The 25,651-nt window shown below is 39.8% G+C and carries 26 protein-coding genes; 10 read left to right on the top strand and 16 right to left on the bottom strand.

Going from position 1 to position 25,651, the window contains the following annotated elements:
• The first annotated feature begins 2 nt into the window (after nucleotides 1–2).
• Nucleotides 3–1,150 (top strand): IS3 family transposase gene (locus ATS75_RS00930; protein WP_152996162.1). Its coding sequence is split into 2 segments (ribosomal slippage): nucleotides 3–240 and nucleotides 240–1,150, totalling 1,149 coding nucleotides; the frame shifts between segments, so codons are not numbered across the junction.
• Nucleotides 1,151–1,564: 414 nt separating this feature from the next.
• Here the strand turns inward: ATS75_RS00930 and ATS75_RS00935 are convergent.
• The 3 genes from ATS75_RS00935 to ATS75_RS00945 form a co-directional block, all read right to left on the bottom strand.
• Nucleotides 1,565–1,993 carry a hypothetical protein gene (locus ATS75_RS00935; RefSeq protein ID WP_058558554.1) on the bottom strand — a complete coding sequence of 143 codons (429 nt, stop codon included), beginning with the start codon at nucleotides 1,991–1,993 and terminating at the stop codon, nucleotides 1,565–1,567.
• 476 nt (nucleotides 1,994–2,469) lie between these two features.
• Entirely contained in the window at nucleotides 2,470–3,459 is a 990-nt protein-coding gene (locus ATS75_RS00940) for a 2-hydroxyacid dehydrogenase (protein ID WP_058558555.1), read from the bottom strand.
• On the bottom strand, nucleotides 3,416–3,937 hold the full coding sequence (locus tag ATS75_RS00945) for a glutathione peroxidase (protein ID WP_058558556.1): 522 nt from the start codon (nucleotides 3,935–3,937) through the stop codon (nucleotides 3,416–3,418). Before ATS75_RS00945 ends, ATS75_RS00940 begins: the two co-directional genes overlap by 44 nt.
• A 122-nt stretch (nucleotides 3,938–4,059) precedes the next feature.
• Between ATS75_RS00945 and ATS75_RS00950 the strand changes: the two genes are divergently transcribed.
• Nucleotides 4,060–4,941: an NAD(P)-dependent oxidoreductase gene (locus ATS75_RS00950; protein WP_058558557.1), complete on the top strand. Its 882-nt coding sequence runs from the start codon at nucleotides 4,060–4,062 to the stop codon at nucleotides 4,939–4,941.
• Between the two features lie 62 nt (nucleotides 4,942–5,003).
• On the opposite strand, the gene sbcB is transcribed toward ATS75_RS00950, so the two are convergent.
• Nucleotides 5,004–6,449, bottom strand: a complete 1,446-nt coding sequence (sbcB, locus tag ATS75_RS00955; RefSeq protein ID WP_058558558.1) for an exodeoxyribonuclease I — start codon at nucleotides 6,447–6,449, stop codon at nucleotides 5,004–5,006.
• A gap of 416 nt (nucleotides 6,450–6,865) precedes the next feature.
• On the opposite strand from sbcB, the gene ATS75_RS00960 reads away from it, so the two are divergent.
• The 4 genes from ATS75_RS00960 (at nucleotide 6,866) to ATS75_RS00975 (ending at nucleotide 11,265) form a co-directional block, all read left to right on the top strand.
• Nucleotides 6,866–7,273, top strand: a complete 408-nt coding sequence (locus ATS75_RS00960; RefSeq protein ID WP_058558559.1) for a hypothetical protein — start codon at nucleotides 6,866–6,868, stop codon at nucleotides 7,271–7,273.
• 423 nt (nucleotides 7,274–7,696) lie between these two features.
• On the top strand, nucleotides 7,697–9,976 hold the full coding sequence (locus ATS75_RS00965) for a collagenase (RefSeq protein WP_058558560.1): 2,280 nt from the start codon (nucleotides 7,697–7,699) through the stop codon (nucleotides 9,974–9,976).
• A 317-nt stretch (nucleotides 9,977–10,293) separates the two neighbouring features.
• A complete protein-coding gene (locus ATS75_RS00970) occupies nucleotides 10,294–10,701 on the top strand; it encodes a hypothetical protein (RefSeq protein WP_058558561.1) in 408 nt (135 codons plus the stop codon).
• A 180-nt stretch (nucleotides 10,702–10,881) separates the two neighbouring features.
• Nucleotides 10,882–11,265, top strand: coding sequence for a hypothetical protein (locus tag ATS75_RS00975; protein WP_152996163.1), 384 nt, complete (start codon nucleotides 10,882–10,884; stop codon nucleotides 11,263–11,265).
• Nucleotides 11,266–11,353: 88 nt separating this feature from the next.
• Here the strand turns inward: ATS75_RS00975 and ATS75_RS00980 are convergent, their stop codons facing one another.
• Entirely contained in the window at nucleotides 11,354–12,301 is a 948-nt protein-coding gene (locus ATS75_RS00980) for a sodium-dependent bicarbonate transport family permease (RefSeq protein ID WP_058558563.1), read from the bottom strand.
• Between the two features lie 123 nt (nucleotides 12,302–12,424).
• Between ATS75_RS00980 and ATS75_RS00985 the strand changes: the two genes are divergently transcribed.
• Nucleotides 12,425–13,375 carry a LysR family transcriptional regulator gene (locus tag ATS75_RS00985; protein WP_058558564.1) on the top strand — a complete coding sequence of 317 codons (951 nt, stop codon included), beginning with the start codon at nucleotides 12,425–12,427 and terminating at the stop codon, nucleotides 13,373–13,375.
• Nucleotides 13,376–13,421: 46 nt separating this feature from the next.
• On the opposite strand, the gene ATS75_RS00990 is transcribed toward ATS75_RS00985, so the two are convergent.
• Entirely contained in the window at nucleotides 13,422–14,606 is a 1,185-nt protein-coding gene (locus ATS75_RS00990; RefSeq protein WP_058558565.1) for a GGDEF domain-containing protein, read from the bottom strand.
• Nucleotides 14,607–14,817: 211 nt separating this feature from the next.
• Nucleotides 14,818–15,720 carry a TIGR01777 family oxidoreductase gene (locus ATS75_RS00995; protein WP_058559057.1) on the bottom strand — a complete coding sequence of 301 codons (903 nt, stop codon included), beginning with the start codon at nucleotides 15,718–15,720 and terminating at the stop codon, nucleotides 14,818–14,820.
• A 130-nt stretch (nucleotides 15,721–15,850) separates the two neighbouring features.
• Here ATS75_RS00995 and ATS75_RS01000 point away from each other — a divergent pair, with 130 nt between their 5' ends.
• Entirely contained in the window at nucleotides 15,851–16,888 is a 1,038-nt protein-coding gene (locus ATS75_RS01000) for an AI-2E family transporter (RefSeq protein WP_058558566.1), read from the top strand.
• A 37-nt stretch (nucleotides 16,889–16,925) separates the two neighbouring features.
• On the opposite strand, the gene ATS75_RS01005 is transcribed toward ATS75_RS01000, so the two are convergent.
• The 5 genes from ATS75_RS01005 to ATS75_RS01025 all read right to left on the bottom strand — a co-directional run bounded on the left by ATS75_RS01005 (nucleotide 16,926) and on the right by ATS75_RS01025 (nucleotide 20,051).
• Nucleotides 16,926–17,336 carry a hypothetical protein gene (locus tag ATS75_RS01005; protein ID WP_058558567.1) on the bottom strand — a complete coding sequence of 137 codons (411 nt, stop codon included), beginning with the start codon at nucleotides 17,334–17,336 and terminating at the stop codon, nucleotides 16,926–16,928.
• On the bottom strand, nucleotides 17,323–18,660 hold the full coding sequence (locus tag ATS75_RS01010) for an ATP-binding protein (RefSeq protein WP_058558568.1): 1,338 nt from the start codon (nucleotides 18,658–18,660) through the stop codon (nucleotides 17,323–17,325). Before ATS75_RS01010 ends, ATS75_RS01005 begins: the two co-directional genes overlap by 14 nt.
• Nucleotides 18,654–19,328 carry a response regulator transcription factor gene (locus ATS75_RS01015; RefSeq protein ID WP_058558569.1) on the bottom strand — a complete coding sequence of 225 codons (675 nt, stop codon included), beginning with the start codon at nucleotides 19,326–19,328 and terminating at the stop codon, nucleotides 18,654–18,656. Before ATS75_RS01015 ends, ATS75_RS01010 begins: the two co-directional genes overlap by 7 nt.
• A gap of 4 nt (nucleotides 19,329–19,332) precedes the next feature.
• Nucleotides 19,333–19,599 carry a PepSY domain-containing protein gene (locus ATS75_RS01020; RefSeq protein ID WP_058558570.1) on the bottom strand — a complete coding sequence of 89 codons (267 nt, stop codon included), beginning with the start codon at nucleotides 19,597–19,599 and terminating at the stop codon, nucleotides 19,333–19,335.
• Nucleotides 19,600–19,748: 149 nt separating this feature from the next.
• On the bottom strand, nucleotides 19,749–20,051 hold the full coding sequence (locus ATS75_RS01025; protein WP_058558571.1) for a YciI family protein: 303 nt from the start codon (nucleotides 20,049–20,051) through the stop codon (nucleotides 19,749–19,751).
• 179 nt (nucleotides 20,052–20,230) lie between these two features.
• Here ATS75_RS01025 and ATS75_RS01030 point away from each other — a divergent pair, with 179 nt between their 5' ends.
• Entirely contained in the window at nucleotides 20,231–21,655 is a 1,425-nt protein-coding gene (locus ATS75_RS01030) for a sodium-dependent transporter (protein ID WP_058558572.1), read from the top strand.
• A gap of 67 nt (nucleotides 21,656–21,722) precedes the next feature.
• Here ATS75_RS01030 and ATS75_RS01035 read toward each other — a convergent pair whose 3' ends face one another.
• The gene (locus tag ATS75_RS01035) at nucleotides 21,723–22,361 is read right to left on the bottom strand and encodes a CPBP family intramembrane glutamic endopeptidase (protein ID WP_058558573.1); all 639 of its coding nucleotides are present in this window, start codon (nucleotides 22,359–22,361) and stop codon (nucleotides 21,723–21,725) included.
• Between the two features lie 78 nt (nucleotides 22,362–22,439).
• On the bottom strand, nucleotides 22,440–23,018 hold the full coding sequence (locus tag ATS75_RS01040) for an inner membrane-spanning protein YciB (protein WP_058558574.1): 579 nt from the start codon (nucleotides 23,016–23,018) through the stop codon (nucleotides 22,440–22,442).
• Between the two features lie 155 nt (nucleotides 23,019–23,173).
• Between ATS75_RS01040 and ATS75_RS01045 the strand changes: the two genes are divergently transcribed.
• The gene (locus tag ATS75_RS01045) at nucleotides 23,174–23,443 is read left to right on the top strand and encodes an HU family DNA-binding protein (RefSeq protein ID WP_058558575.1); all 270 of its coding nucleotides are present in this window, start codon (nucleotides 23,174–23,176) and stop codon (nucleotides 23,441–23,443) included.
• 196 nt (nucleotides 23,444–23,639) lie between these two features.
• On the opposite strand, the gene trpA is transcribed toward ATS75_RS01045, so the two are convergent.
• Together trpA and trpB are read right to left on the bottom strand one after the other, a co-directional pair.
• Nucleotides 23,640–24,467: a tryptophan synthase subunit alpha gene (gene trpA / locus ATS75_RS01050; protein WP_058558576.1), complete on the bottom strand. Its 828-nt coding sequence runs from the start codon at nucleotides 24,465–24,467 to the stop codon at nucleotides 23,640–23,642.
• Nucleotides 24,464–25,648, bottom strand: coding sequence for a tryptophan synthase subunit beta (trpB, locus tag ATS75_RS01055; RefSeq protein WP_058559058.1), 1,185 nt, complete (start codon nucleotides 25,646–25,648; stop codon nucleotides 24,464–24,466). Before trpB ends, trpA begins: the two co-directional genes overlap by 4 nt.
• Nucleotides 25,649–25,651 lie beyond the last annotated feature (3 nt).

The raw sequence follows: 25,651 nt of genomic DNA on the forward strand, positions 1-25,651 counted from the left end.
TTATGAGCAAAGGCAAACGTTATACCCAAGAGTTTAAAGAAGCGGCGGTTAAACAAATTACTGAGCGCGGATATTCAGTCGCAGAAGTCGCTGAACGATTAGATATTTCTACTAAAACGTTATATCACTGGCGGAGCCAGTTATCAGATAAACCTGAAGCCGTTCAATCATCCGATGAAAAATTGAAGATCGCTAAATTAGAAGCGCAATTGAAACGTGTCACGGAGGAACGGGATATTTTAAAAAAGGCCGCAAGGTACTTTGCCAGCAACCCCGAGTAAAGTACGGCTTCATTCGTGATCATCAAAATGAGTTTTCCATTACGACGATGTGCCGCCTTTTTAAGCTGCATCGCAGTGGTTTTTATGCGTGGTTAAAAAAGCCTTTAAGCAATAGAGCGCTTGAAGATAATCGCTTGTTGAAGCTCATTAAAGCGTTTTATGTAGCCAGTGGCGGCACATATGGTAGCCCTTGGATACATGCAGACTTGCGCGAAGCTGGTGAGCGGTGCAGCGTAAACCGTGTTGCTAAGATCATGCGACACCATAAGCTTAAAGCACAAATAGGGTATAAGCGTCGCCATCTTAAAGGCGGTAAGACATCGCGGATTGCAGATAACTTATTAGCGCGTCAATTTAACCCGCCAGCGCCGAACCAGTCGTGGGTGAGCGACATAACTTATATAAGAACCTATGAAGGTTTTTTATATGTGGCAACAGTGATGGATTTATTCTCTCGGCGCATTGTGGGCTGGTCGATGGATAAAAATATGGATAAGCAGTTGGTGATAAATGCACTGTTGATGGCTGTATATCAACGTCAACCGAAGGCTGAGGTAATGGTACATAGTGACCAAGGTAGCCAATACGGTAGCGCTGACTATCTCGCATTTTTGAAAGAACATAATCTTATGCCTTCGATGAGTCGAGCTGGGAACTGTCATGATAATGCAGTTGCAGAAAGCTTTTTTGCGACAATTAAAAAGCGAATAGTTAAGCGTAAGATATACTCGACACGCGAAGATGCGAAAGCTGAGATATTCAATTTTATAGAAATGTTTTACAATCCAAAAAAGCGCCACTCACATACAGGCGGTGTTTCACCTGCTAAGTTTGAAGAAGCGTATTATTCTGAATTAAAAACTGTCTAGTGAAAGCTGGGAAATCCATATAGGTAAACCCTCCTGAATATATAGTGCCTGAAGACCCTAAAGTGAGTGTTAATAAAATGCTTAAGATTGGAAAACCAATAAGAGATACTGGCCAAATCAAAAGTACATCTTTATTTCTCAAATCATCCATATTTGCAGAAGTTCCATTTACGTATAACGAGACTGTAGAATAACTCCAACAGCCGAATTCAATTAAAAAACGAGCTCCTGTAATTAACTCTAAGCGCTTTTAAAGCATTAGGTAATGCATTTGGAACCCATAAAACAGGCTGATTTTCTTTAAAAAGAGTAATTCTACAGCCTCAACGCAGTTGTAACCGGCTAATAATAGTTGGCTAAAATTTGTGAGGCACGAACAAAGCCAACTGTTATTTGTCCGTGTTTACGACTTTGTTAAGCGTACTGGGGCACATTTCTATTGCTAAATTCACTTTTAGAAACTCGACCATTTTTCAGTTTGCAAATTAAAACTGCGTCATATAGAGGGTCATGCCCGTACCAAACACCAATGTTTTCCATATGAGCTTTGTGAAGTTGGTAAGCTTTTTCATTAAATCTGTAATTAATTGACAACTCCGCAACCTGAATGTCATTTATGGAAGTCCCAGATGTGGTTGTTATAATTGAAACGGCTTTTTCTCTTAATTGTCTGATTTCGTTATCGAGCTCTTTCGAAGCGTTACTATTTGAATTAAGGAGATCTATCTTTAGAATCTCTCTTCCTTCACGTTCACAGAAAGCATACCCTTCAGCTAAAATGTTGCAGAGACCACTGACAGCATGATGCCCGATATTATGAACTGCTGATTGAAACCTACCCATACTCTCCGTACGCTTAACAATTTTATAGTGCGCGCGTCGCGCATCTTTCTGCCGACGCCACACTCATGTATTTAATAAGTCTTTTTTAACAAATAACTTAACTCATTGCCAGCTATAATTATTTCTTGGTACTAAAGATTGTCAGGCAAGAGAAAATGCGCTCGTCGCTCATTTTCTTGAATATGGGAGCACAACAGTAAGACTGTGTATTTATCCAGTTTATTTATTGGTGATAACATGAGGACCCGCTCCCAATTTTTTAAATTATATTGCTGATTATATGTTGGAACGTCAGCTCTGATAAAACAGGACAGTCACAATTTATGCGCAATACCAACGGGGTTGAAATATATGTCTGTCCTTTTTTGAAGCCGATGTAACTTAACAGGCTTAGCAAAGTTCACGAGGTTGATTTTTTGTGCTTTGGTTTTTAACCTTTAACCTTTAACCTTTTATCTTTGACCTAGCACCTAGCCTTATTTCACTTCATTACTCAGCGGTTGGTTATTGGCAAACTCAATCGCGTTATTAATAGTGGTGTGAGCTATTTCAGTGAGTGCTTCTTTGGTGAAAAAGCCTTGGTGACCTGTCACTAATACATTGGGAAAGCTCACTAAACGTGAAAATATATCGTCTTGCATGATTTCGTCGCGGCGGTCTTTAAAAAAGAGCTCTGATTCTTGCTCGTAAACATCGAGGCCTAAGTAGCCTAGTTTTTTACTTTTGAGTGCATTGATACAGGCTTTACTGTTGACCAGCGCGCCGCGTGAAGTATTGATAAGCATCACCCCTGGCTTCATTTTACTAAAGGCAGTCTCATCAATTAAATGGTGTGTTTGCTCATTGAGCGGGCAGTGCAAAGAGACCACGTCACTTTGGCCTAGCAATGTATCAAGGTCGCAAAGGGTATAATCACCTTGTTCGGCGTAGGGGTCGCACACTAAAACATTGGCACCAAAGCCGTTAAGAATGTTGACCAGTGCTTTACCTATTTTACCGCAACCTATAATGCCAATCGTTTTTTTGAATAAGTTAAAGCCTAATAGGCCGTTTAAATCAAAGTTGTCTTCACGTATGCGGTTGTATGCTTTATGAGTTTTACGATTTAACGTAAGCATCAGTGCGATGCAGTGTTCGGCTACTGCTTGAGGGCTGTATGCGGGCACACGGCACACTTTGATTCCATGGTGCTTTGCTGCTGCTAAATCTACATTATTAAACCCAGCACAACGAAGTAGTATGCATTTTACACCGTGTTCAGCTAACTGGTTTATCACTGCCTCGTTGACCACATCGTTAACAAACACACAGACCGCATCAAACCCTTTGGTTAAAACAACACTTTGCTCTGTTAGCGATTGCTCAATATACGAAAGTGTAATACTGGGTTGATTTTCTAAGCAGGCGTCAAAAAATGGGTGCTCATATTTTTGCGAACTGAAAAGCGCTATTGTTGTTTGCTTCATCAAGGGTACTCTCTATTACCATTTTTAAGGTTTCGGGCTTAGTGCGCGGTGCATAGCGCACAGATAACTGACCCTGAGAGTTTATTAGAAACTTTGTAAAATTCCATTTTATTGCACGATTTTGCGCAATGCCTCGGGTCTGTGCTTTTAGGTAACTAAATAATGGGTGGGTGTCTGGACCATTTACCATTACTTTACTAAACACAGGAAAACTAACATTGAATTGCTCTTGATAAAAGCGCTTTATATCGGCATTTTCAATGGGTTCATTGTGGTCAAATTGATTACATGGAAATGCCAATATGGTAAATCCATGGTGTTTGTACTGCTGATATAGTTTTTCTAAAGCCATCAACTGTATTGAAAAGCTACATTTACTGGCTGTATTAACGATTAATACGGTGTTGCCTTTTAACTGACTCAGTGCAAAATCTTCGCCGTTATTAAGGGGAGCGCTGAATTGATATATGCTATCCATAGTGTACCTATTGTTTGCCGTCCATGAAGAAATTTGATGAAGTCTTTTTCATTCGCTTTTTGTCTGTTCGGTTGAGATAATCAAAGTATCTTTTTAAGTTACCACTGAAATAGGTCAATTTTATGTCAATGAATGTTTCGTTTATCGGTTTAGGTGTAATGGGGTATCCCATGGCAGGTCACCTTGCTAACGCGGGTCACACAGTGTCGGTTTATAATCGTACAACGGCTAAAGCGCAGCAATGGGCAGGGCAATTCAAAGGTGAGGTCGCGCTAACACCGGCACTTGCAGCGCAAGGTGCTGATATTGTCTTTATGTGTGTCGGTAACGATGACGATTTACGCTCAGTTGTATACGGCGAAGACGGTGTGCTTGCTGGTATGGCCGAGGGTACTATTTTAGTTGATCACACAACGACCTCAGCGGAGGTGGCCCGTGAAGTATCAGCAAAAGCGGCACTTCAACATGTGGCGTTTATTGATGCACCGGTATCAGGCGGTCAAGCGGGCGCTGAGAACGGGGTTTTAACGGTTATGGCCGGTGGTGATGAAGCCGTCTTTGCTAAAGTACAACCCGTAATGGCTGCGTTTAGCCGTTTTAGCCAATTACTGGGTGAAGTAGGCGCTGGTCAACTATGTAAAATGGTAAACCAAATATGTATTGCAGGTGTTGTGCAGGGTCTTGCTGAAGGACTGCATTTTGCCAAGCAAGCTGGTCTTGATGGTGAAAAAGTAATCGAGACTATCGCAAAAGGTGCGGCAGGTTCTTGGCAGATGGAAAACCGCCATAAAACAATGTTAGCGGGTGAGTATGAATTTGGTTTTGCTGTGGATTGGATGCGAAAAGATTTAGGTATCGCACTCGATGAGGCAAAAAATAATGGGGCAACCTTGCCAATGACTGCCACAGTTGATCAATACTATGCGGATGTTCAAGCGCTTGGTGGTGGGCGTTATGACACGTCTAGCTTACTTGCACGCATTGAAGCGTTACATAAAAAATAATGCGCAGATTGCCCTCATTGTATAAAGTGAGGGCAATTGGTTGATTCAATTAAATGGCTTTGTTACATGCTCTGAGCATAGTTATATAACGCTTTTAAAATGGTTAGATTCTTTTCATTATCGTCATGTTCATGGGCGAGATTTTCAAGTGTAATCATAAAGTCTTGTGCGCTGATCGACGGTTGATCTTCACCATGCATTAATTTGCTTTGGCAGTATTGGCGCCATTGCTCTAGTTCATCCTGATTTAGAGATTGTGGCCAGTTACGGGCGCGATATTTAAATAACAAGTTATCAAATTTCTTATCTTCAAAATCTAATTGCATACCCGCTAATTGCTCAGGGCTGGCATCACGTATAATGGCAAACTTGGCTTTATCGGCATGACTTGTGAAGCCGTCATACAGCATGTAATCAGTATTTGTTGTTGAACCGTAGTCAGGGCTGTCGTTAAATACTTCGGTCACTTTATCTCGTAGGCTAGGGCTGGCCTTTAATATGGCGAGGTTTTTTAAGCATTGCTCTCTATCAATACCAAGTCGTGCTGCGTTTTCAGGCAATAAGGTTTTAGCGGGCGCTAAAATAGGGCATTTGTTTAAATGTACGAGCTTTAAACCGACGGGGAGCTCGCCTTCGCCAAGTTCAGTGCGTTTTGTATAAAGGCGTGTCCTTAAGTCGTCAACAGATAAATCAATTAGTACCTGCGGGTCTTCAGTTAAGTTAAAACACACCACGGCATTTTTGTTAGTAGGATGAAAACTCATGGGCGCAATCCAGCTTGTGCAGCCTTGCGTAGCAGGTATACGCGATGAAGTATGCACCAGCGGTGTCATGTTAAATACATCAACTAATTCAGCCAGGGCTTTTTTATTTCGTAAGCTAAAAAAGAATTGGTAGAGCTTAGGTTGCTTTTCTTTTATAAGTTTTGCCAATGCAATAGTGGCCGTTACATCACTCAGTGCATCATGAGCCGCTGCGTGTTCAATGCCGTTCGCAACGGTTAAATGTTCTAATTTAAAGCTCGGGCTGCCATCTTCTTTTAATGGCCATTCAATGCCTTCAGGGCGCAGTGCATAACAGGCACGAACTAAATCTATTATGTCCCAGCGACTGTTATTATTTTTATATTCACGCTCGTATGGGTCATAAAAATTACGGTAAAAGCTATATCGGCTTACTTCGTCATCAAAACGAATACTGTTATATCCAGCTACGCAGGTATTAGGTACACTAAATTCAGCATGAATTTTGGCTATAAAGTCCGCTTCAACTAAGCCTTTTTGCATTGCAATTTGCGGGGTTATGCCTGTGATCAAACAGGCTTCAGGGTGAGGCAAATAATCCGCCACAGGTTTACAATATTCAATTAGTGGCTCACCAATAATATTTAAATCAAGATCGGTACGAATACCCGCAAACTGGCTTGGCTTATCCTTTTTTGGACTCGCCCCCCATGTTTCATAATCGTGCCAGTAGATTGTTGCTTGATTTTGCGCTTGATAAGCCATTTAAAAACCTTTTAAGTGAGCTTGGCGCGGTTGATATTTCGCCAAGTTACTAAATTTATTAATTACTTAGATTATGGCATATGGGTAGGGCAGTTTATAGTGGCTTTACCACAACTTTGTTTTTTCTTGCTTGGGTAAAACAGTTCCAAAAAAGGCTATGTGCTTACCTCATTGAAAACAATATGCTTTGCTTAATCTGAAAATGATAGCGGCATTTGAGAGTCACGTATTAACAATTTTAATATGTCTATTTAGCAAAGGATGCGCTAGGTTAATTCTTTTAATATTAGACTAAGGTCTATAGGTTAATTTTATTCATCTATTAGGTTTGTTTTTATCGTTTGTCGAAATTGAGCTGACACTCTAAAGTTCAGTTGTCGGCAACAAAGACGGCGTAACTTAATAGGAATATAAGCATGAAACTTTCACTAATCAAATCTATCGCACTTGGCTCACTTTTAACTTGTTCAGCAGCTGCAATGGCAGGTGGTAGTGACTATAAGTTAATGGTTATTGAGCAGGCAACAGCATCACAGCAGCTTGAAGCGTCATTTAATAGCTGTGTATCAAACGTTAAGTTAAAAAATTACACGCAGGCAGAGGCCATTTGTACACAAGCCATTGCATTATTAAAAGACAGTGATGGTCCAAAATTTAAAGTACGCCAGTTAACTTCGTTTGCATTAAGTAACCGTGGTGTGTCACGTATTATGGCTAAAAACGACACTGCGGGTTTATCTGATTTATATGAAGCTGCACAAATCTCTAACAGCAAGTTGGTTTCGCATAACCTAAACCGTGCTAAAGAGAGTTTATCTTTGTAATAGCTAGCCTAGAAATTATTATTAGAAAGCCACGTCGGTTAGCCACGTGGTTTTTACTTTTTAGCACCTCGTACACGTCTTACTTTCTCGTTACCTTCAGCTTGATACCGTATTATTCATTTCTTGTTACAACGTAAATTGAAGCAAAACTCATTTTGCATGCCCTCATTTTGTTTAGATTATAAACGCCAATTAATATATTGTATACAATTTACATTATACCAATGTTTGTGTTACATATACCGTGTTGAACTTAGTATGAGCGTTAATTGGGTTTTCTGTGTATGCGTAAAAATACTCAGTGAGGCTTAAAGATTATGGCTAGTTATGGAATGAACACGCCCTAAAGTACTGTTTACCTGGTCATTAAACATTATCGCTATCAGCATCTTAATTTAAATACAATAATAAGAGGAAACTCATATGTCTTTTAGAAAATTGATTTTAACCAGTGCAATACTCTGTGCACTTTCCGGCTGTGGTGGCAGTGACTCTACGAACACCTTGCCAGAGCCAACCTCTCCAGTGACGACAACGCCAACTGAACCAGAGATTGATTACACCAGTGCACAAGAGCTTGCTCTCGCACTTGATGTGGTTAAAACTAATATTAATTCTGAAGATGGCAAGGGGCTATCGTTTTACATTGATTTACCACAAGAGGCAGAAACGTTAGTTGTGAGTTTATTTGCAGGGGTAGAAGGTAAAGATCTCGGTGACCCAGATTTGTATGTTAAATATGAGGAAGAAGCCAGTGCGGGGGCTGATGGGGTGTTTGATTGCGTATCCTATAAAGGGAGCAATAATAATGAAACCTGTATTATTGATAAACCTAAGGCTGGTAGATACCACATCTATATAGATGCATACGAAGGGGGGGATGCAGTTGATGCTTCAATGTTTGCTACTACAGGTTTATTTAGCGCAAATATGATGTGTGATGAGCCTGTGAGGATCCGCGCACAGGCCATGTCAAACGCTGAACTTGTCGATGCATGTAATGTGATCAGCCAAACCAAAAAATTATTCGATGAAACCCTCCACTCGGGACTTACACCAGAATTTCAACAAGCAGTGCCAAATGACTTAAATGAGATCACTAATATTCATATTTTCTCGAGCTTGTCTAATCACGCTGCTTGGGCTGAACACCTTGTTAATACCAATAATACCAGTGGAATTTATTTTGAGACTTCACCTACAAAGTGGTGGCATAGCTCTGATATTTGGACATTTGATGCGATAGAGTGGAGTGATGGACGTTCAGTTATTCGCTCTCTTGCCCATGAATATGTGCATGCATTAGATGGTCGATATAATAAAGAAGGTGCCTATAAAAGTAGTGTAAATTGGTGGACCGAAGGACTTGCCGAGTACCTTGGTACGTTTAATGAATTATATTACACACGTGTTTCTACAGCTCATGATGGTGACACTGCTTCATTAGCAGATATTTTTGCGGGTAACGCAGATGCCTATTCATGGGGGGAGTTAGCTGTAGCTTTTCTTATAGAAAATCACCCTGAGTTGGTTTATCAAATGCTTGTTCATATGCGCGCAGGTGAATGGGATAACTTTGAAAAGCTACTTGAAAATATTGCAACAGATAATCAAGCAGAATTTTCAACCTGGTTATCAACACATTTAGTTGATCAATATGAACAAAGTGCAGAGGCTATTGCGTTAGGTGACTATAAACAGATAAGCGGGCGAGGCGGCTGGTTGTTTTCTGTAGAAGTACCGGATGGACTCCCTTCAATCACTTTTGCAACGCAAGGCGGGTCTGGGAATGTCGACTTATGGGTTAAAAAAGGGGCTGCATTTCATCCTGCAATCGAAACAGAGTTCACCTGCACGTCGATAACAGAAGAAACGAATATAGAAAACTGCACAATCAGTATGCCTGAATCTGGAAAATACTATATAGCGGTGGCATCGGACTTTGTTGGGGCAGATATTTTGGATCTCTATTTCAGTGCTTGCGCGGGGGATGGCTGCACAGTTGCTTTACCCGCACCAGAAGAGATTGTGACTGCCGAAGAGCCTTATTTACCACATTGGCCTGAAAAAGGGACGCTTGGTACCTGTAGTTTGGCTGAAACGTATTATAATTCGTCTAAACCCGCCCTTGGTTTGAGTATCACAAATCCAACTGACAAGCTTGTTAACGTGTATTGGCTTAATAGGAATACAGGTGAAAAGGGGGGGAATTCTTACATGACTTTAGGTCAAGATGAGCGTTATACCGCAGATAACTGGAATGTGGGTCACCGTATCATGCTAACTGATGGTGCTGATAATTGTTTAGGTATTGCATTGTTGAACGATGAAACCAATGAATTTACAGTAACTGATGAAATGGTTGTCAATGCATTAGATGAAGCGCCACCGGCCGAAATTCCTGAAGCAACTGCGCAGATGCAAAGCTGTGATCTGGCTGTACCATATGAGAGGACATCTGATAACGCACCAAATCTTCAGGTCTTTAACTCCATGAGTGAATCTGTAAAGCTTTATTGGATTGACAATAGTACAGGCGAACCTGCACTTAATTATGTATATGCCACTTTAGAAGAGGGTGATGTTTATACTGAAAGTTTTTGGGTTGCGGGGGATCGAATGATGGTGACTGATGAAAGTAATAGCTGTATTGGTGTACTTGATTTGAATGACACAGATAATGTGTTTTTACTCGGTCAATGAACTCATAAATGTTACCTATCATAGTTAAAAATAGAGTGACTTAATTAATAAATGGCGCTAATAAAAATTAGCGCTATTTAACCACATTACCAGCCCAGTATAGGTAAGTCTGTTCAGGCAAACACGAATAGTTATAACAAAATGAGTTACGTTCAAGACTGATTAATATTAGTAATTAATTTTTATAATTAGGCGGAAGCTATAGGTTAATTTTATTCACTTATTAGGTTTGTTTTTATCGTTTGTCGAAATTGAGCTAACACTCTAAAGTTCAGTTGTCGGCAACAAAGACGACGTAACTTAATAGGAATATAAGCATGAAACTTTCACTAATCAAATCTATCGCACTTGGCTCACTTTTAACTTGTTCAGCAGCTGCAATGGCAGGTGGTAGTGACTATAAGTTAATGGTTATTGAGCAGGCAACAGCATCACAGCAACTTGAAGCGTCATTTAATAGCTGTGTATCAAACGTTAAGTTAAAAAATTACGAGCAGGCAGAGGCCATTTGTACACAAGCTATTGCATTATTAAAAGACAGCGATGGTCCAAAATTTAAAGTTCGTCAGTTAACTTCGTTTGCATTAAGTAACCGTGGCGTATCACGTATTATGGCTAAAAATGACACTGCGGGCTTGTCTGATTTATATGAAGCCGTACAAATCTCTAACAGCAAATTGGTTTCGCATAACCTAAACCGTGCTAAAAAGAGTTTATCTTTGTAATAAGTGTTTATCTAATCGATAAAAACCACGTCTTCACGTGGTTTTTTCTTTTTTGGCGCACTATTAATAGATGAAGTGTATTTTTGTTGATAAATCGTCTTAGCGATTTTTATGATGATGGAAAGTTAATAATAAACGACTATATTAAAAAATATGCTTACTTATTTCGTAGAGGTTTATTTGAATTTACATGGAAAAGTTACACTGTCTTGGGATAAAGATTTACTCATTATAGAAGCTTTTGGGCCATTCAATGATGAGGGGTTAGACTATTATAATGCGTTAATAAAAAATGCTATTAACGGCCGATCATGTGAAAGCTGGAAACGACTGGAAATTTGGGACAATGAAGTGCTAGGAAGCCCGAGTGTTGTTGATAAATGTAAAGAAATGCATGGCTGGTACGATGAAAATAGGTGTGTTTTATCGGCGGTGGTCGTGTCTAACCGTATTCAGGAAATTATTCTTAGGGAAAAAGTGAACACGAGTGCACATATATTTTCCTCTTCTGAAGACGCTAGAAATTGGTTAAGTGTTTCTCGTAACCTTGACAAGCACTATTAAGGGTTTTAATTGTTTTAGTGTAAATGCCCAATCTAAGTGTTTAAAGCGCCACGCGAGTATCAACAAACGTGGCGTTTTACTGTGTGGTTTATTGCATACGCTCAGCGAGTTGATGATACAAACCAATGCCGATAGTCACGTTAAATGCAAAGGTGACACCGAGTGAACTAAGCATAGCAAGGCCTATATCTGCCTTGGGTATAGCAGCTTTAATTGCAGCCGGCGCAGCGATATATGATGCGCTAGCAACCAAACTTGCTAATACAACGACAGAGCCTAGTTCAAGTTTAAGCAATGTGCCTACACACACGCCAATGACACCTAGACATAATGGGGTGATTAAAGCGAATAAAGTAATTCGCCAATGATGCCATGGAATAGGGCGCAATGTTTTAGCCGCAGTTAAGCCCATTTCAAGTAGAAATAGAGCTAATACTACTTTAAAGCTACTGGTTAATAGGCTGGTGACTTGGCTGCCTTGCTGTGTGCCGTATAACATACCGATGATAACGCCACCAACCAGTAAAATGACACTTTTGTTGGTGAGTGTTTCATGCCAGAGTGCACTTAGGGGGAGCGCGTTATCCCGATTGTGATCTTTATCTAATCGCCTATAAAGTAACAAGCCCACAATAATTGCTGGCAACTCGAGCATCACTAGATAGAGTGTTACTTCTGCACCAACCACTAGTTGAGATGATTCAGCATAGGCAAGGGCGACAGCAAACGTACCAGCACTAACTGAGCCGTAGTGTGCAGCAATGCTTGCGCTATTTGCGACTGATAATTTAACGATGTATTTTAAAATCGGATACAGTATTAGTGGGATGAATGCCCCTAATAGTATTACTGACCCCATTTCTGGTAAAAGCTGCCAGTTTAAGTTGCCATGTAATACCATGCCGCCTTTTAAACCAATTGTGAGCATTAGTAATAGACTGAGTGTTTCATATGTGGCTTGGGGTATTTTTAAATCTGAGCGTACAAGCCCAGCAACCAATCCTAAGATAAAAAACATAACAACAATATCAGGCACGTAGATTTCCTCTCAATTTGAAGTGGCGTTATTGTAGAGAAAAAATTGCATAGTAAATAATAAAATGAATAGTAGTCAGGTATAGATTATAATCTATGAGTTATTATCGATTTTTGGATTAGTATGGACCTTAGACATATCTCCTTTAGGTTACTCGAAGTATTTATGAGTGTTGTAAAAACAGGGTCTATTAGTGAGACCGCGCGTAACCTTCACTTAACTCAACCAACTGTTTCGTTGCAAATTAAACGATTACAAGAGGCTGTAGGTGAGCCGCTGGTATTAATGCATCAACAAAAACTAACAGTCACAGAAGCGGGCGTTGAACTATTTAAAACGTGTCAGCAAGTGTTTGGTAAGTTTGATGATTACAAAGACTTTTTAGCTGAACTGAAAGGAGGCGAAAGAGGCCGATGTAAAATAGCCATGGTAAATACAGCGCAATATATTTTACCTAAGTTACTTGGTCCCTATAGTAATCGTCATCCGCATGTAGAGCTACCGCTTGAAATTGGGAATAGAGCTGAAGTATTAGCCCGTTTTGAGCGTGGTGAAGATGATATTTATGTATTTAGCCACCCGCCATCACTTGAACATGCAAAAGCGGCTCGGTTTCTACATAATCCACTGGAGTTTATTGTGCCGAGAGATCACCCGCTGACCAAAGAACAAAACATCAAACTGGAACAATTAACGCCGTATCGGTTTTTACTCAGGGAGCCAGGATCCGCCACTCGTATGTTATTTGAGAGTGAGTTACAAAGCAGGGGATTGGTACTCAGCGATAGTGTACAAATGAGAAGTAACGAGGCTATTCGCGTGGCGGTCTCATCAGGAATGGGAATTGCTGTATTATCTCGTCATGTCTTGCCCAATGAAGGGGGGGAATTCAAAGTACTTTCAGTCGTTGATACAAATTTAGCCAGTCATTGGTATTTTGTTATTCGTACTGACCGCCATTTATCTCATGCTGCGCGAAGTTTTTTGCAATTTGCAGAGAAGCATTTAGAGCTTTACTTGGGTGCTCAATGGGTAAGAAACGAGTTAAGCCAACTGAGTTCGATAGAGATCTAAATTAACACGCTTGATATAAAGCAGGTTAATGATTACAGGCTTGAAGTTATTTCATATTAAGCAGGATGGTTTCCTCCATATGCGTTTCCGCGCTGTCAATGGCGACTACTTGGTCGCGGCCTTGCGATTTTGCAACATACAATCTTTTATCTGCAAGGTCGAGTAACCCTTTTATTGTTTGAGTTTTATTATCTTTGCACGCAACCCCAATACTGACCGATAAATTTATAGTGTTACCTTTGTATTTAAGGGTGTGTTGGCGAATTACGTTGCATATTATTTGTGCTGTGTGAGTGGCTTGAGAGTGCGATTGCTCAGGTAATATCAATGCAAATTCCTCCCCCCCGATTCTAGCTGCAATATCATGGTCGTTTAATTGGCTCAGAATATGCTGAGCTATCCATTTTATGGCCATATCCCCCGTACTATGGCCGTATTGATCGTTAACATTTTTAAAAAAATCAATATCTATCATAACAACAGCTAAATCTTGGTGATGTTTTATAACATGACGGCTTGTTTTTTCGCCATCAATGAAAAAACCTCTTCTGTTTAGTAAGCTTGTTAGCGTATCGCGATTGACTAAACGTTGGAGTTTCGCTTCTATGTCAGCAAACAAAACAAATGGCATGATTAGCGCAGTCGTGGTCGCTAAAAATAGGTGGTTAATTAAAATAACTTGTAGAGGCTGACTAAAATCGAAGGTCGAAATAGCCATTAGCTGAATGCCGAGTATTGCGACTTGAATAAACATAATTACACTATGAAGAACAAAACACCCTAGTAATATCTTTTTGTGAAATACTGCATTTGTTTTCATTTTATATACTGTGTTTGCTGCCACTAAGAATAAGCAGGCAATTATAAAGCTAGTGAGCAGCTGCCCTGCAATTACATCATAAATTGGCATCAATACGAGCGCAGTGCCCCCTAAAGCAACCTTAAGGGATGTAAATGATTTATTTTGCGATGAAGTGGCCAGTTGTAAACCAATAATGGCAAAGAGAGGGCTTGTGATAATTAATAGATCAGCGAGGTAATGCGTGATGAATGCGTTATCAATGATTACCCTTAAACAAGCCAAAATTTCTGCAAGGGCGAAAGCACTGCACGCCAGTGCAAAGTAAAGATAACATGATTGCTTCTTACGTAAATAAACACATAGAAAAAAAGAGCTAATGAGCATGTTTAAGAATAAAGAGATGCCAATGACAGTGGGTAAGTGAAGCATTATAAGCTACTCTATGGTTATATTTAGTACAAGGTTTAAGTATTATGTATTACTTCGCGCATAGCAAGTTAGCACTAAGGAATTGGTAAAAAATACTGATATAGTCTTATTTATTGGTTTATTATTCACTGAAAAAATATGTTTTCTGGGGACAATTGTGGTAACTGCACAGCTTACAGTGACCACAAGCTATCAAAAGGTTATTAAGTAATTAGCCATTTTTATTTATTAAAGCATTAAGTGCAGGCAATAGTTCGGGGTAACTAAATTTAAAGCCAGCTTCCGCTATTTTTTTTGGCACAACATATTGGCCATAAATAAGTAAGTCAGCCATTTCACCCATGGCAGCATTAAGTACCCACGCAGGCATAGGAAAAAAAGCAGGGCGATGGAGCACTTGTGCAAGTGCTTTACTAAAAGCACGGTTACTTTGAGGTGATGGAGCGGTTGCATTAATCGCTCCATTTATATGCTGATTATTCATAACAAATTCGATTAGAGACACCATGTCATCAATGTGAATCCACGACATTCCTTGTTCGCCACTCGCTACAGGGCCACCTAAACCGAGTTTAAATGGCGGCAGCATTTTTGTTAGCGCACCGCCATGTGTTGATAACACAATACCTGTTCGTATTAAACACACTCGAGTTGAGTCTGTCTCTGCAACACGTGCTGCGTTTTCCCAATCGTTGCACAGGGTGTGACTGAACTCCTGGTGTACGTGTTTAAACTCTTCATCAATATGTTGAGTTCCCTGACGGCCATAATAGCCAATAGCGCTTCCAGAGATAAAGGTGTGAGGTGGGGTGGTACATGCTTTAATCGCTGCAGCTAACTCATGGGTCAATGCAATACGACTATTTCTGATGACCTCTTTTTGTTTATCACTCCAGCGTTTGTTAACAATAGGCTCACCTGCAAGATTTATGATGCAATCGAGCGTATTAAAATCGATATCGCAGCTTGCATTTATATATTCTATTTGGCCACCGAGCCTTTTTTTTGCTTTATCACAATCCCGCGTTAAGACGGTAATTGAATGCGTTTTGACTAATTTTTCACATAATTGTGTGCCAATTAAGCCAGTAGCCCCTGTCATTAATATTTTCATTAACACGTCCCAGCGATTATTCATTCGTACTTAATACGAAGTAAAGCCGCTTTTGATCACTTTGCAAATATTTCATTTACTTAACTTTTCAAATACACTAACAGCAACTTTAATTTTTAAGGATAGTCATTTGACTGGACTAACAGGTGCTAATAAAAGCCTCGTAGTTTTTGCTGCTTTGGTAATTGGACTGGCAGGCATTAAAGCTGCAAGTGTTATTGTGATCCCATTCGTATTGGCTGCTTTTATTGCAATTATTTGTAATCCGCTGCTGAGTTTTTTTGCCCGATATAAAATACCTAAAGGGATCGCCATTATGTTGGTGATGTTAATGGTTGTTGGTATTGGTATGAGCCTTGCTGGGTTGGTTGGGCAATCCTTAACTGATTTTTCCAAGGATTTACCAGAATACAAGGCGAAGCTGCAAAAAGAATTTATTTGGTTAGTTGACGTGGCTGCACAATATAATATTTTGATTAATAAAGAGCAGTTAATTTCAATGTTTGATCCAGGCAAAATGATCGATGTTGCAACAAATATGCTAACCGGCCTCGGTGGAGTAATGGCTAATTTATTCTTAATTATACTCACAGTGGTATTTATGTTGTTTGAAGCGCCCATGCTTAGTCAAAAAATACATATGGCATTGGATGATCCAGATATGAAAATGAAACAGATTGATCGTTTCCTCAACTCAATCAATTCTTATTTGGCAATCAAAACCCTCGTCAGTTTGGGAACCGGTGTTCTTGCGTCCTTACTGCTTTGGGTATTAAATGTTGATTATTTTGTGCTGTGGGGTGTCATGGCATTTATGTTCAATTATATTCCTAACATTGGCTCTATCATTGCTGCGGTGCCTGCTGTATTACTTGCTCTCATAACTCAAGGCCCTTTAATTGCGGGCTTCGTTGGAGCAGGGTACTTAACGATAAATACAGTGATGGGTAATATCGTTGAGCCCAGATATATGGGTAAGGGCTTAGGATTATCGACATTGGTTGTATTCTTGTCTTTAATATTTTGGGGGTGGTTAATGGGCACTGTTGGGATGTTATTGTCAGTCCCATTGACCATGATCGTTAAAATTGCTCTTGAGACAAGTCATGAAGGGCGTTGGTTAGCTACACTCTTAGGTAACGGGGAAAAGCTAGAAGATCAAACTTAATCGCTTGCTGAGCCACGTTAACTAATAGCGTGGTTTTTTATTTTAAAGGCTGTTTTAGTACATCAATGTATTGATCTAATATACGTATTTCACACAGTTTATAGACAATAGCTGCCTTCGTCGCATTAGGCATCTTATGTAGGTAGCGCCAGCGGCAACTGTCTTCTAAAAACTTGTGTTGGCTTTTAACACTCCGGTTGAAAATAGGTAATAACTGTGTGTTACCTGTGTCTTCTTCTATTTTACTTAAATCTAACCTTAGTTTGTTTAACCAAGTTTGCTGACTGCGTTGTAATAGCGCAATTTCTTTGTCTAAGCATTGTATGTATTTTTTTGATTCACTCGGTGTCGGCCTATCGATTAGTGTGCATTCATTCGCTATGGCTGAAGTACTCAAAAGCAGGCTTAGCGCCGTTATATATGTGTTTAAACTTTTATTTTTTGCCATTGTAGTTAAACTCTAATGTAAATTTTGCGCCGCCAAGTAGCGGTGAATCAGAAATAGTGAGCAGACCATGATACGATTTTACTAGATCTGACACGATAGCCATCCCTACGCCATGACCACTCTCGTATGTGTCTAACCGCGCTCCTCGAGTGAGCAATGATTCTCTTTTATCCTCAGGTACACCAGGGCCGTCGTCACTAATCACGATGCTCAATGATTTAGCTTGTAGTACGTTAATGTCTACTTGGGACCGACATGCTTTACAGGCATTATCAATTAAATTACCCAATAATTCGAGTAAGTCTGTTTTATCACCTAAAAAGAAGTCTTTGTCAGAGACTGCACAATTAAAAATAATGTCTTTCTCACGGTATACTTTTCCCATTGCACTTAAAATGGAATCAAGAATTGGTTTTATCGCTGTTTGCTTTTTCCATGTGTCTGAAGCGCCAGTTGCAGCACGTTTCAATTGGTGCTCGATCATCACATTAATACGATCTAGTTGCTCTTGGGCATCGGCGTCATCAGCCAAAGGGCTTGATTTTAAAACGGCCAGTGGTGTTTTAAGGGCATGCGCTAAATCACTCAAAGAAGCACGATAACGTTCTTTTTGACGCTGCTGCGATTCAAGTAATAAGTTTAAATCTGATTTAATAGTGAGTAATTCAACGGGGTAGAGACCTTTTATTTGCTGAATATCCCCTGATTCAACGGCTTTAATTTCTTTGTCCAAACGCTGTAATGGTCGCGCACTCCACACAAAACCAATGGCCATTAATCCCGCAATGGCTACACCCATAACATACATCCAATTGACCAAGGTTTGCTTAAAACCATCCATTAAGCGAAGCAGTGCGTCATTACGTTTGAGCAAAATAAAACGGGCATGCTCAGATTGATCAATGTTATTGAGAATGACAGTTAAACTTAATTGCCAATAAACCGTATTTTTGTATTCTACACGTCTAAAGTCTGCAGCACCGGCTTTGGTTTCGATGTATTGAGGAACAATACTGACATTTACAGCTGATTCCGAATGCCAAACAGCTTGATCATCACGGTAAATCATTGCGTAAGTGTCGGAGTTAAGTCTGTTGAGTTCTGGAGCTAGGATGGTGCTTGGCATTACAATGCCACGCTCGGTAAAATCGACTTCAGAGATAAGCGAATACAGGTGTGCTTCAAGGGTTTTTTCTGTCGCTTCAACCAGCGAAGCGTAATACGCTTTGCCGATAGAGAAAAACAAAATAGGTAATGCAACCAATAAGACAAAGACAAGGATAAATCCTTGCCTTACTTTTAATGGGATTTGCGATGCTACCACTGACTTTTAAGCCTATAGCCACGCCCTCGCAGCGTTTCTACAGGGTTGAGAGTGCCATCAGGGTCAAGCTTCTTACGTAATCGTAATACAAATACTTCGATAACATTTGAGTCTAAGTCAAAATCTTGGTCGTAGATGTGCTCAGTTAGTTCAGATTTAGAAATCACTTTTTGCGGGTTAACCATTAAATATTCAAGCACTTTGTATTCATATGCTGTTAGGCTGAGTTCCCTGTCATCGACCCACACTTGTTGTGACCGTGTGTGAATTTTAATTGGGCCCGCAGTCATTTCTGGGTTTGCTTTACCCGCGCTTCGTCTAATAAGGGCGTTGCAGCGAGCAATTAACTCTTCAACATGAAAAGGTTTTGTTAGGTAATCGTCAGCACCTGCATCGAGGCCTTCTACTTTATCTTGCCAGCGGTCGCGTGCAGTTAAGATTAAAATGGGAATGGTAACACCTTGGGCACGCGCTTTGTTAATAAGCTCAATACCATCAATTTTAGGCAAGCCTAAGTCAACGACAGCCATATCTAGAGGGTACTCTGTAATATGAAACAAACCAGCTTCGCCATCATGGCAAAGGTCAACGCTGTAACGTTCTTTTTCTAAGGCGTTACGCAAGTTGTCTGCTAAGTGTAAATCATCTTCAATTACTAAAATTCGCATCAATTTAATCCTTTTTCACTTCGCCGGTTTTTTTATTAACGTGTACATCGACAACATGACCATTATTTTTGAGTATTCTAACGGTGTAGATATCATTTTGGTCAGTAATTTTTAGGGTTTTGCCATTTTCGAGTTTTTTTGCAATAACAACAGCTTGTTTTTTACTTATTTCAGCTTTTTTCGTCGCATCTTTAGCATAACTATTACCTGAATAAACAAAAATCAGCGACGAAGAAAACACTAAGCTAAAAGCTAAAAAGACAGTGCGCATGACGGGAACTCCTAAACCAGACCCTATTAGTTTAATGAACCAAGCAACTAAAACTCAAGTAAAACTACAAAATAGTGTGATTCTTTGAGCCCATAATAGTCAACAATCAGTGAACCAGCACTGAACTTATTATTTATGTTGCAGCTGCTTTATTTTGGGAACACTTTTTTAAAAGGTTTCACAATAGAATTATCATATACGCCGCCAGTCACATATGGATCAGTTGCAGCCCATTCGCGAGCCGATTCAAGCGAGCTAAATTCAGCCACAACGAGTGAGCCTGTAAAGCCAGCATCTGCAGGATCTTCTTTATCAATTGCAGGTAAAGGACCTGCACTTAACAAGCGACCTTGCGCATCAAGCTCTTCTAATCGTGCTAAGTGAGCAGGCCTTGCTGCCTTTCTTAATTCCAAACTGTTTTCGACGTCAGTTGAGTAAATCATGTACAACATGTTGTGTGCTCTGTATTTTTGTATGAGTGAATATTTTTTTATATTAGCACAGAGAATTTAATGGGCGAAGAATTTAGGTTTACAGTGGTAGATTACTTTTAATCTTAATCTGCTTGAAAAGCCCAGTACAACACTGGTAGAGTCGCTGGGATAGCACAAAATAATAATAAGGTTTTTTAATGAGTGATAATCGTGAGCATTTTAGCTCCCGCCTCGGGTTTATATTAGCAGCTGCTGGTTCAGCTGTGGGTATTGGTAATTTAGTTGGTTTTCCTGTTTCTGCAACCAAGAATGGGGGAGGGGCATTTCTACTTATTTATGCACTGTTTGTTATATTTATTTGTTTGCCAGTCATGATGGCTGAAATGGCAATGGGCCGTAAAGCGCAAAAAGATCCCCTTCATGCTTATAAGTTTCTTTCTGATAATGATAAAAAATGGAGCTTTGCGGGTTTCTTAGCTGTTTTAACCCCTTTTATGATTGCTGTGTTTTATATGGTAATTACTGTCTGGATTTTTGGTTACCTGAGTCAAGTCGCGATAGGGAATCTAGATCAACTGGCTGACCCTAAAAGTTTTGGTGTATTTATTAATAGTACAAGTGTTTTTGGTTACATGGCGGTTGTTGCAATCATTGTTAACTTAATACTTGTTGGTGGTGTGAAACAGGGTATTGAAAAAGCGGCAAAGTTTTTAATGCCGGCTCTTTTTGTATTGTTAACCGCATTGGTTGTGTATGTATTAACGCTTGATAATGCAATGGCAGGTGTTAAATATTATATCGTGCCAGATTTTTCTAAGATGGATGCCAGTGTTTTAAACGGTGCATTAGCGCAAGCATTTTTCTCGTTGTCACTCGGTATGGGTATTTTGATGACTTATGCATCCTATATTTCTAAAAAAGACGACATCGTTGGCAGTGCTAAAATGGTTGCTGTTACAGATTCATTGGTTGCTTTTATTGCTGGTTTAATGGTGTTGCCTGCTATATTTAGTTTCAATCCGGAAACAGATCCGACGAAGTTATCGGATTCTTCAGTGTCGATGATTTTTGAGTTTTTACCTAAGATATTGTTAGCACTTCAGTCTGATATTGGCTATGTGGGTGCGTCAATTGTTGCGTTCATTTTCTTTTTACTTGTGTTCTTCGCTGCTATCACATCGCTGGTGTCTATCGTTGAAGTGCCAACAGCAACGCTATCTGAGAAAAAGGGTATCAGCCGTAAGATGGCATTGCTTATTTTATCTGGCACTGTGGGTATACTAACGGTGTTATGTACTATGTCATTTGGCATGGTTGATTGGCTTACATCTTTTGTGACCTATGGCGATAGCTCAAAGAGTATGTTTGATGTTGTGTACGATGTGTTTTACGACACTATTTTACCGCTAAACGGCTTGATGGTGTGTTTATTCGTTATGTATCGTTGGAAAAAAGCAGGCTTAAGTGAAGAGTTAAGTCAAGGGTGCCCAACATATACAGGTAGCTTTACAGAGAAGTATGTTAACTTTTCGCTTTCTACTTTTATCCCGGTAATTTTAGTGCTTATATTTGTAAACACGGTAGCAACTAAATTTTTCGCAATCAGTATCTTTGGCTTTTAATTGCGATAGACAGTATGCTTGAAACGCGCTTGTGATGGGGTAGATTCACTTCATTACAAGCGCTTTTTTATATCGCTCCTGAATCTAAATATTGACCAATGCCAAGTGTAAACATCCACAACCCCCATAAACTATGTTCAATCACGCAGACAAATGTTGAGCGGCTTTGTGCATAGGTATAAGAGAACAAAAGTCCCCCTAAAAATGCAAGGAGTACGGCAATCCAGTTAGCATAGACTATATGTGCTAATGCAAATACAAATGCACTGGTGAGTATACGAACAGTCTTGTTAGGCATGATCCGCTTGTAGCGATGGAAAAAATAGGTTCGAAAAATTAATTCTTGCGGTAACACCGATAACAAAGGATAAAGGATGAGTAATAATAACCAATCATTCAATGAGGTTCTGGGTATAACAAACCAATTACCTTGATTCATTATCGAATAGAATACCCCTGAAAATAACGCACCAATAAAAAAAAAGCTAAATAAGCGCCGTTTTACTGCACTGAACTGACCTAAGCTCGTGAGCCTAAAACGTTTAAATTGAGGGTCACCAAGTAATAGCATACAGCACACACTCATCAAAATGATAAGTGCGGGAATAAGCCAATTCGCTAAGTAAGCCCTTAGTGTGAACCCTAACAAAGGCAAGGCAATAAAGATTAGGGTAAATTCAAACCATCTGTATTGTGTGGCGTTCAAGATTGTCTCTGCGTTGGGTTTGCAAGTAAGGCTATCAAGCTAAAACGACATATTTATTACATGAAAAGAGTTTTTTGCTTACTTATTAGGCTTAACTTCATCATCGGGTAGGTATTTATAAAGTACTAAAATACTCGCAAAAATGCTGACAAAAGTGATTGCCATTAAACCAAATACTTTAAAGTTGACCCATAAATCGAGTGAAAAGTTATAAGCAATATATAAATTGAGTCCGGCTACGCCTGCAGTAATGGCTATCCATACTAGGTTAAGCCCTTCCCATATGGACTGTGGCACAGCAATAGTTTGGTGAGTGTCAAAGGCATTTTTTAATACAGACTCTAATGCTTTTTGTACTAAGTTTTTAGCGAAAAAGTACCGGCTAACAATTAGTGCGATTGCTAACCCAGCATAAATAAATGTCGCTTTTAGTTTTACGAATTGTTCATCATGAAATACCAATGTAAGCGAACCAAGTATTACCGCTAAAGCTAAAAATAGCCATTGCCGAGAAGGGACTTTGCCCATTTTAAGATAGCTGTAGGTAACTTGGATAAATGTTGTAGCCATCAATAGTGCGGTTGCCCAGTAAATATCAGCCAACTTAAAAATCGCAAAAAACAACAGTAAGGGAATAAATTCGATAATTGCGTGCATACAGCGCTTAGTAAATAAAATTAGGATTGACGTTTTACCAAGTTATTTAGCCCGATACAAGGTTGACTTACTCACCGACAACCCTTAGCCTGCCTGCTTTTGATTTTTATACCATTTGAACCGCGTAATGAAATAGCGGGGATTTAGGAGCATTTATGAACAAAGCAGAGTTAATCACGACAATGTCATTACACAGTGAACTGAGTAAAAAAGAGTCAAAAGCTGCACTCACCAGTTTACTAACGGCGGTGACAAAGTCATTGTCAGAAGGTGACCAAGTGCAGATTAATGGGTTTGGTACATTTTCGTTAAGTTATTACCCCGCTCGTTCTGGGCGTAATCCACAAACAGGTGAGGTTATTGAAATTGAAGGGGCGAATAAACCGGTCTTTAAAGCGGCTAAAGCATTAAAAGACGTACTGTAGATTCTTAATTGTCTGTACTTAATTTATTAGTAAAAAAGAGCAACTTGTCATTGCAACTCAGTTGTTAGTAAAGGTCAGTAAATGATGAATGCGAGTCAAATTGGGTGATAACGTAGTGTGTATAGAAACTATAAGAGACAAGTTTGAGGTTTACTCATGCAAAAACTAGGGGCGCAGAACGCCCCTCATTTCAGTGTTAAAGCTTTGTAGCTTCCTTCATACTTGCTACAAAGTCTCTCAAACCATCGAGCATTGTATGTGGATCACTAAGGTGTGTTTCAATAATTTTCACAACCGCAGAGCCAGAAATCGCGCCTGCAGCCCCAGCAGATAGTGCAGATTTAACGTCATCAGGTGTTGAAATACCAAAACCAAGCAGTGCTGGTGCGCTATGATATTCTTTTAGTTTAGCCACAATAGGTGAGGCTGGCATTTGTGCTTTTGTCTCGGTGCCTGTTACACCTGCACGAGACAGTAGATACGTGTAGCCTCTACCGTAAGATGCGCACTGGCGTAATGTGTCATCGGATGCATTCGGAGTGGCAATAAAAATAGGGTCAATGCCATTATTTACAGCAGCCTGGCGGAACATTTTAGATTCATGTAGAGGTACATCGGCTACTAAAATTGAATCAACACCTGCCGCTTTAGCATCTTTATAAAATGCCTCTAAGCCACGCTTAAACACCAAATTAGAATACAACAGTAAGCCAATAGGAATATCTTTATTGTACTCACGGACTTGTTTAATGATATCAAAACAGTCTTGCGTATTTATATTTACATCCAAGGCACGGATATTTGCGGCCTGTATAACAGGACCATCTGCAATTGGGTCTGAAAATGGAATGCCGAGCTCTAAGGCATCAGCGCCACCATCAATTAAACTTTTGATAATATCAACGCTTAATGATTTATTAGGATCGCCAATTGTTACAAATGGGACAAAAGCGCCTTGATTTTGTTCTTTTAAGGCTGCAAATGTTTGCCCGTAACGGTCTGTTTTTTGGTGTGTTTGGCTCATGCTTCGCTCCCTTTTGACAATACATCCATAACGTGTGATAAATCTTTATCACCTCGGCCACTTAAATTAACCACTAAAATAGTGTCTTCTGTTTGTTGTTCAGCATATTTTAACGCGTAGGCAATCGCATGGCTCGATTCAAGGGCAGGAATAATCCCTTCGTTTTTAGCTAATGATTGAAATGCTTCAAGCGCTTCATCATCAGTAATACCAACATATTGAGCTCGGCCTGTTTCATGTAAAAAGGCATGCTGAGGGCCTACAGCTGGGTAATCTAAGCCAGCAGAAACAGAATACGACTCTTCAATTTGACCATCATCATTTTGCATAATGTAAGTATAAGTACCATGCAGAATGCCTTTGGTTCCTTTACAAATTGTTGCACCATGTTCATGGGTATCTAACCCTTTTCCTGCTGGTTCTACACCAATCAGTTTTACATCAGGTTCACCAATAAAGTCTGTGAACATGCCAATCGCATTTGAGCCACCGCCTACACAGGCAAGCACTGCATCAGGTAAGCGACCTTCAGCTTTTAAAACTTGCTGTTTAGCTTCTTCACCAATCATTTTTTGGAATTCACGTACAATTGTAGGGAAGGGGTGAGGACCCGCAGCTGTGCCTAGTAAGTAATGTGCTTCTTTATAATTTGCAGACCAATCACGTAGAGCTTCATTTACTGCATCTTTTAACGTACCAGAGCCAGCAGTGACGGGAATTACTTCAGCACCCATCAATTTCATCCTAAAAACGTTTGGTTGCTGGCGTTCTACATCTTTTGCACCCATATAAATACGACATTTCAAACCAAGTAATGCACAGGCTAATGCAGTTGCAACACCATGCTGGCCTGCGCCTGTTTCTGCGATAACCTCTTTTTTGCCCATTCGCTTGGTTAATAACGCTTGCCCCAGAACTTGGTTGGTTTTATGCGCGCCGCCATGTAATAAATCTTCTCGCTTTAAGTACAATTTTACTTTTGGGTTTTTAATTAAATTACGGGTCAGCGTTAGTGGTGTAGGGCGACCTGCATACTCATTGAGTAATTTTTCAAACTCAGCTTTGAAAGCTGCATCAGTTTGTGATTTATTAAATTCATTTTCTAACTGCTTAAGTGCAGGAACAAGGAGTTCAGGCACAAACATGCCGCCAAACTCGCCGAAATAAGCTGGATTATTCATATT

The organism is Pseudoalteromonas sp. H105, from assembly GCF_001469215.1.
Lineage (GTDB): Bacteria > Pseudomonadota > Gammaproteobacteria > Enterobacterales > Alteromonadaceae > Pseudoalteromonas.

Bases quoted from the DNA above. Each gene is read 5' to 3' on its own strand.
- ATS75_RS00990 (WP_058558565.1), bottom strand. From the start codon at position 14,606: ATGCTTCACTTACCCACTGTCATTGGCATCTCTTTATTCTTAAACATG.
- ATS75_RS01025 (WP_058558571.1), bottom strand. From the start codon at position 20,051: ATGTTGTACATGATTTACTCAACTGACGTCGAAAACAGTTTGGAATTA.
- trpA (WP_058558576.1), bottom strand. From the start codon at position 24,467: ATGAGCCAAACACACCAAAAAACAGACCGTTACGGGCAAACATTTGCA.
- ATS75_RS01020 (WP_058558570.1), bottom strand. From the start codon at position 19,599: ATGCGCACTGTCTTTTTAGCTTTTAGCTTAGTGTTTTCTTCGTCGCTG.
- ATS75_RS01045 (WP_058558575.1), top strand. From the start codon at position 23,174: ATGAACAAAGCAGAGTTAATCACGACAATGTCATTACACAGTGAACTG.
- ATS75_RS00940 (WP_058558555.1), bottom strand. From the start codon at position 3,459: ATGAAGCAAACAACAATAGCGCTTTTCAGTTCGCAAAAATATGAGCAC.
- ATS75_RS01005 (WP_058558567.1), bottom strand. From the start codon at position 17,336: ATGGCAAAAAATAAAAGTTTAAACACATATATAACGGCGCTAAGCCTG.
- ATS75_RS00960 (WP_058558559.1), top strand. From the start codon at position 6,866: ATGAAACTTTCACTAATCAAATCTATCGCACTTGGCTCACTTTTAACT.
- ATS75_RS00985 (WP_058558564.1), top strand. From the start codon at position 12,425: ATGGACCTTAGACATATCTCCTTTAGGTTACTCGAAGTATTTATGAGT.
- ATS75_RS00965 (WP_058558560.1), top strand. From the start codon at position 7,697: ATGTCTTTTAGAAAATTGATTTTAACCAGTGCAATACTCTGTGCACTT.
- ATS75_RS01015 (WP_058558569.1), bottom strand. From the start codon at position 19,328: ATGCGAATTTTAGTAATTGAAGATGATTTACACTTAGCAGACAACTTG.
- sbcB (WP_058558558.1), bottom strand. From the start codon at position 6,449: ATGGCTTATCAAGCGCAAAATCAAGCAACAATCTACTGGCACGATTAT.
- trpB (WP_058559058.1), bottom strand. From the start codon at position 25,648: ATGAATAATCCAGCTTATTTCGGCGAGTTTGGCGGCATGTTTGTGCCT.
- ATS75_RS00970 (WP_058558561.1), top strand. From the start codon at position 10,294: ATGAAACTTTCACTAATCAAATCTATCGCACTTGGCTCACTTTTAACT.
- ATS75_RS00945 (WP_058558556.1), bottom strand. From the start codon at position 3,937: ATGGATAGCATATATCAATTCAGCGCTCCCCTTAATAACGGCGAAGAT.
- ATS75_RS00950 (WP_058558557.1), top strand. From the start codon at position 4,060: ATGTCAATGAATGTTTCGTTTATCGGTTTAGGTGTAATGGGGTATCCC.
- ATS75_RS00995 (WP_058559057.1), bottom strand. From the start codon at position 15,720: ATGAAAATATTAATGACAGGGGCTACTGGCTTAATTGGCACACAATTA.
- ATS75_RS01030 (WP_058558572.1), top strand. From the start codon at position 20,231: ATGAGTGATAATCGTGAGCATTTTAGCTCCCGCCTCGGGTTTATATTA.
- ATS75_RS01040 (WP_058558574.1), bottom strand. From the start codon at position 23,018: ATGCACGCAATTATCGAATTTATTCCCTTACTGTTGTTTTTTGCGATT.
- ATS75_RS00935 (WP_058558554.1), bottom strand. From the start codon at position 1,993: ATGGGTAGGTTTCAATCAGCAGTTCATAATATCGGGCATCATGCTGTC.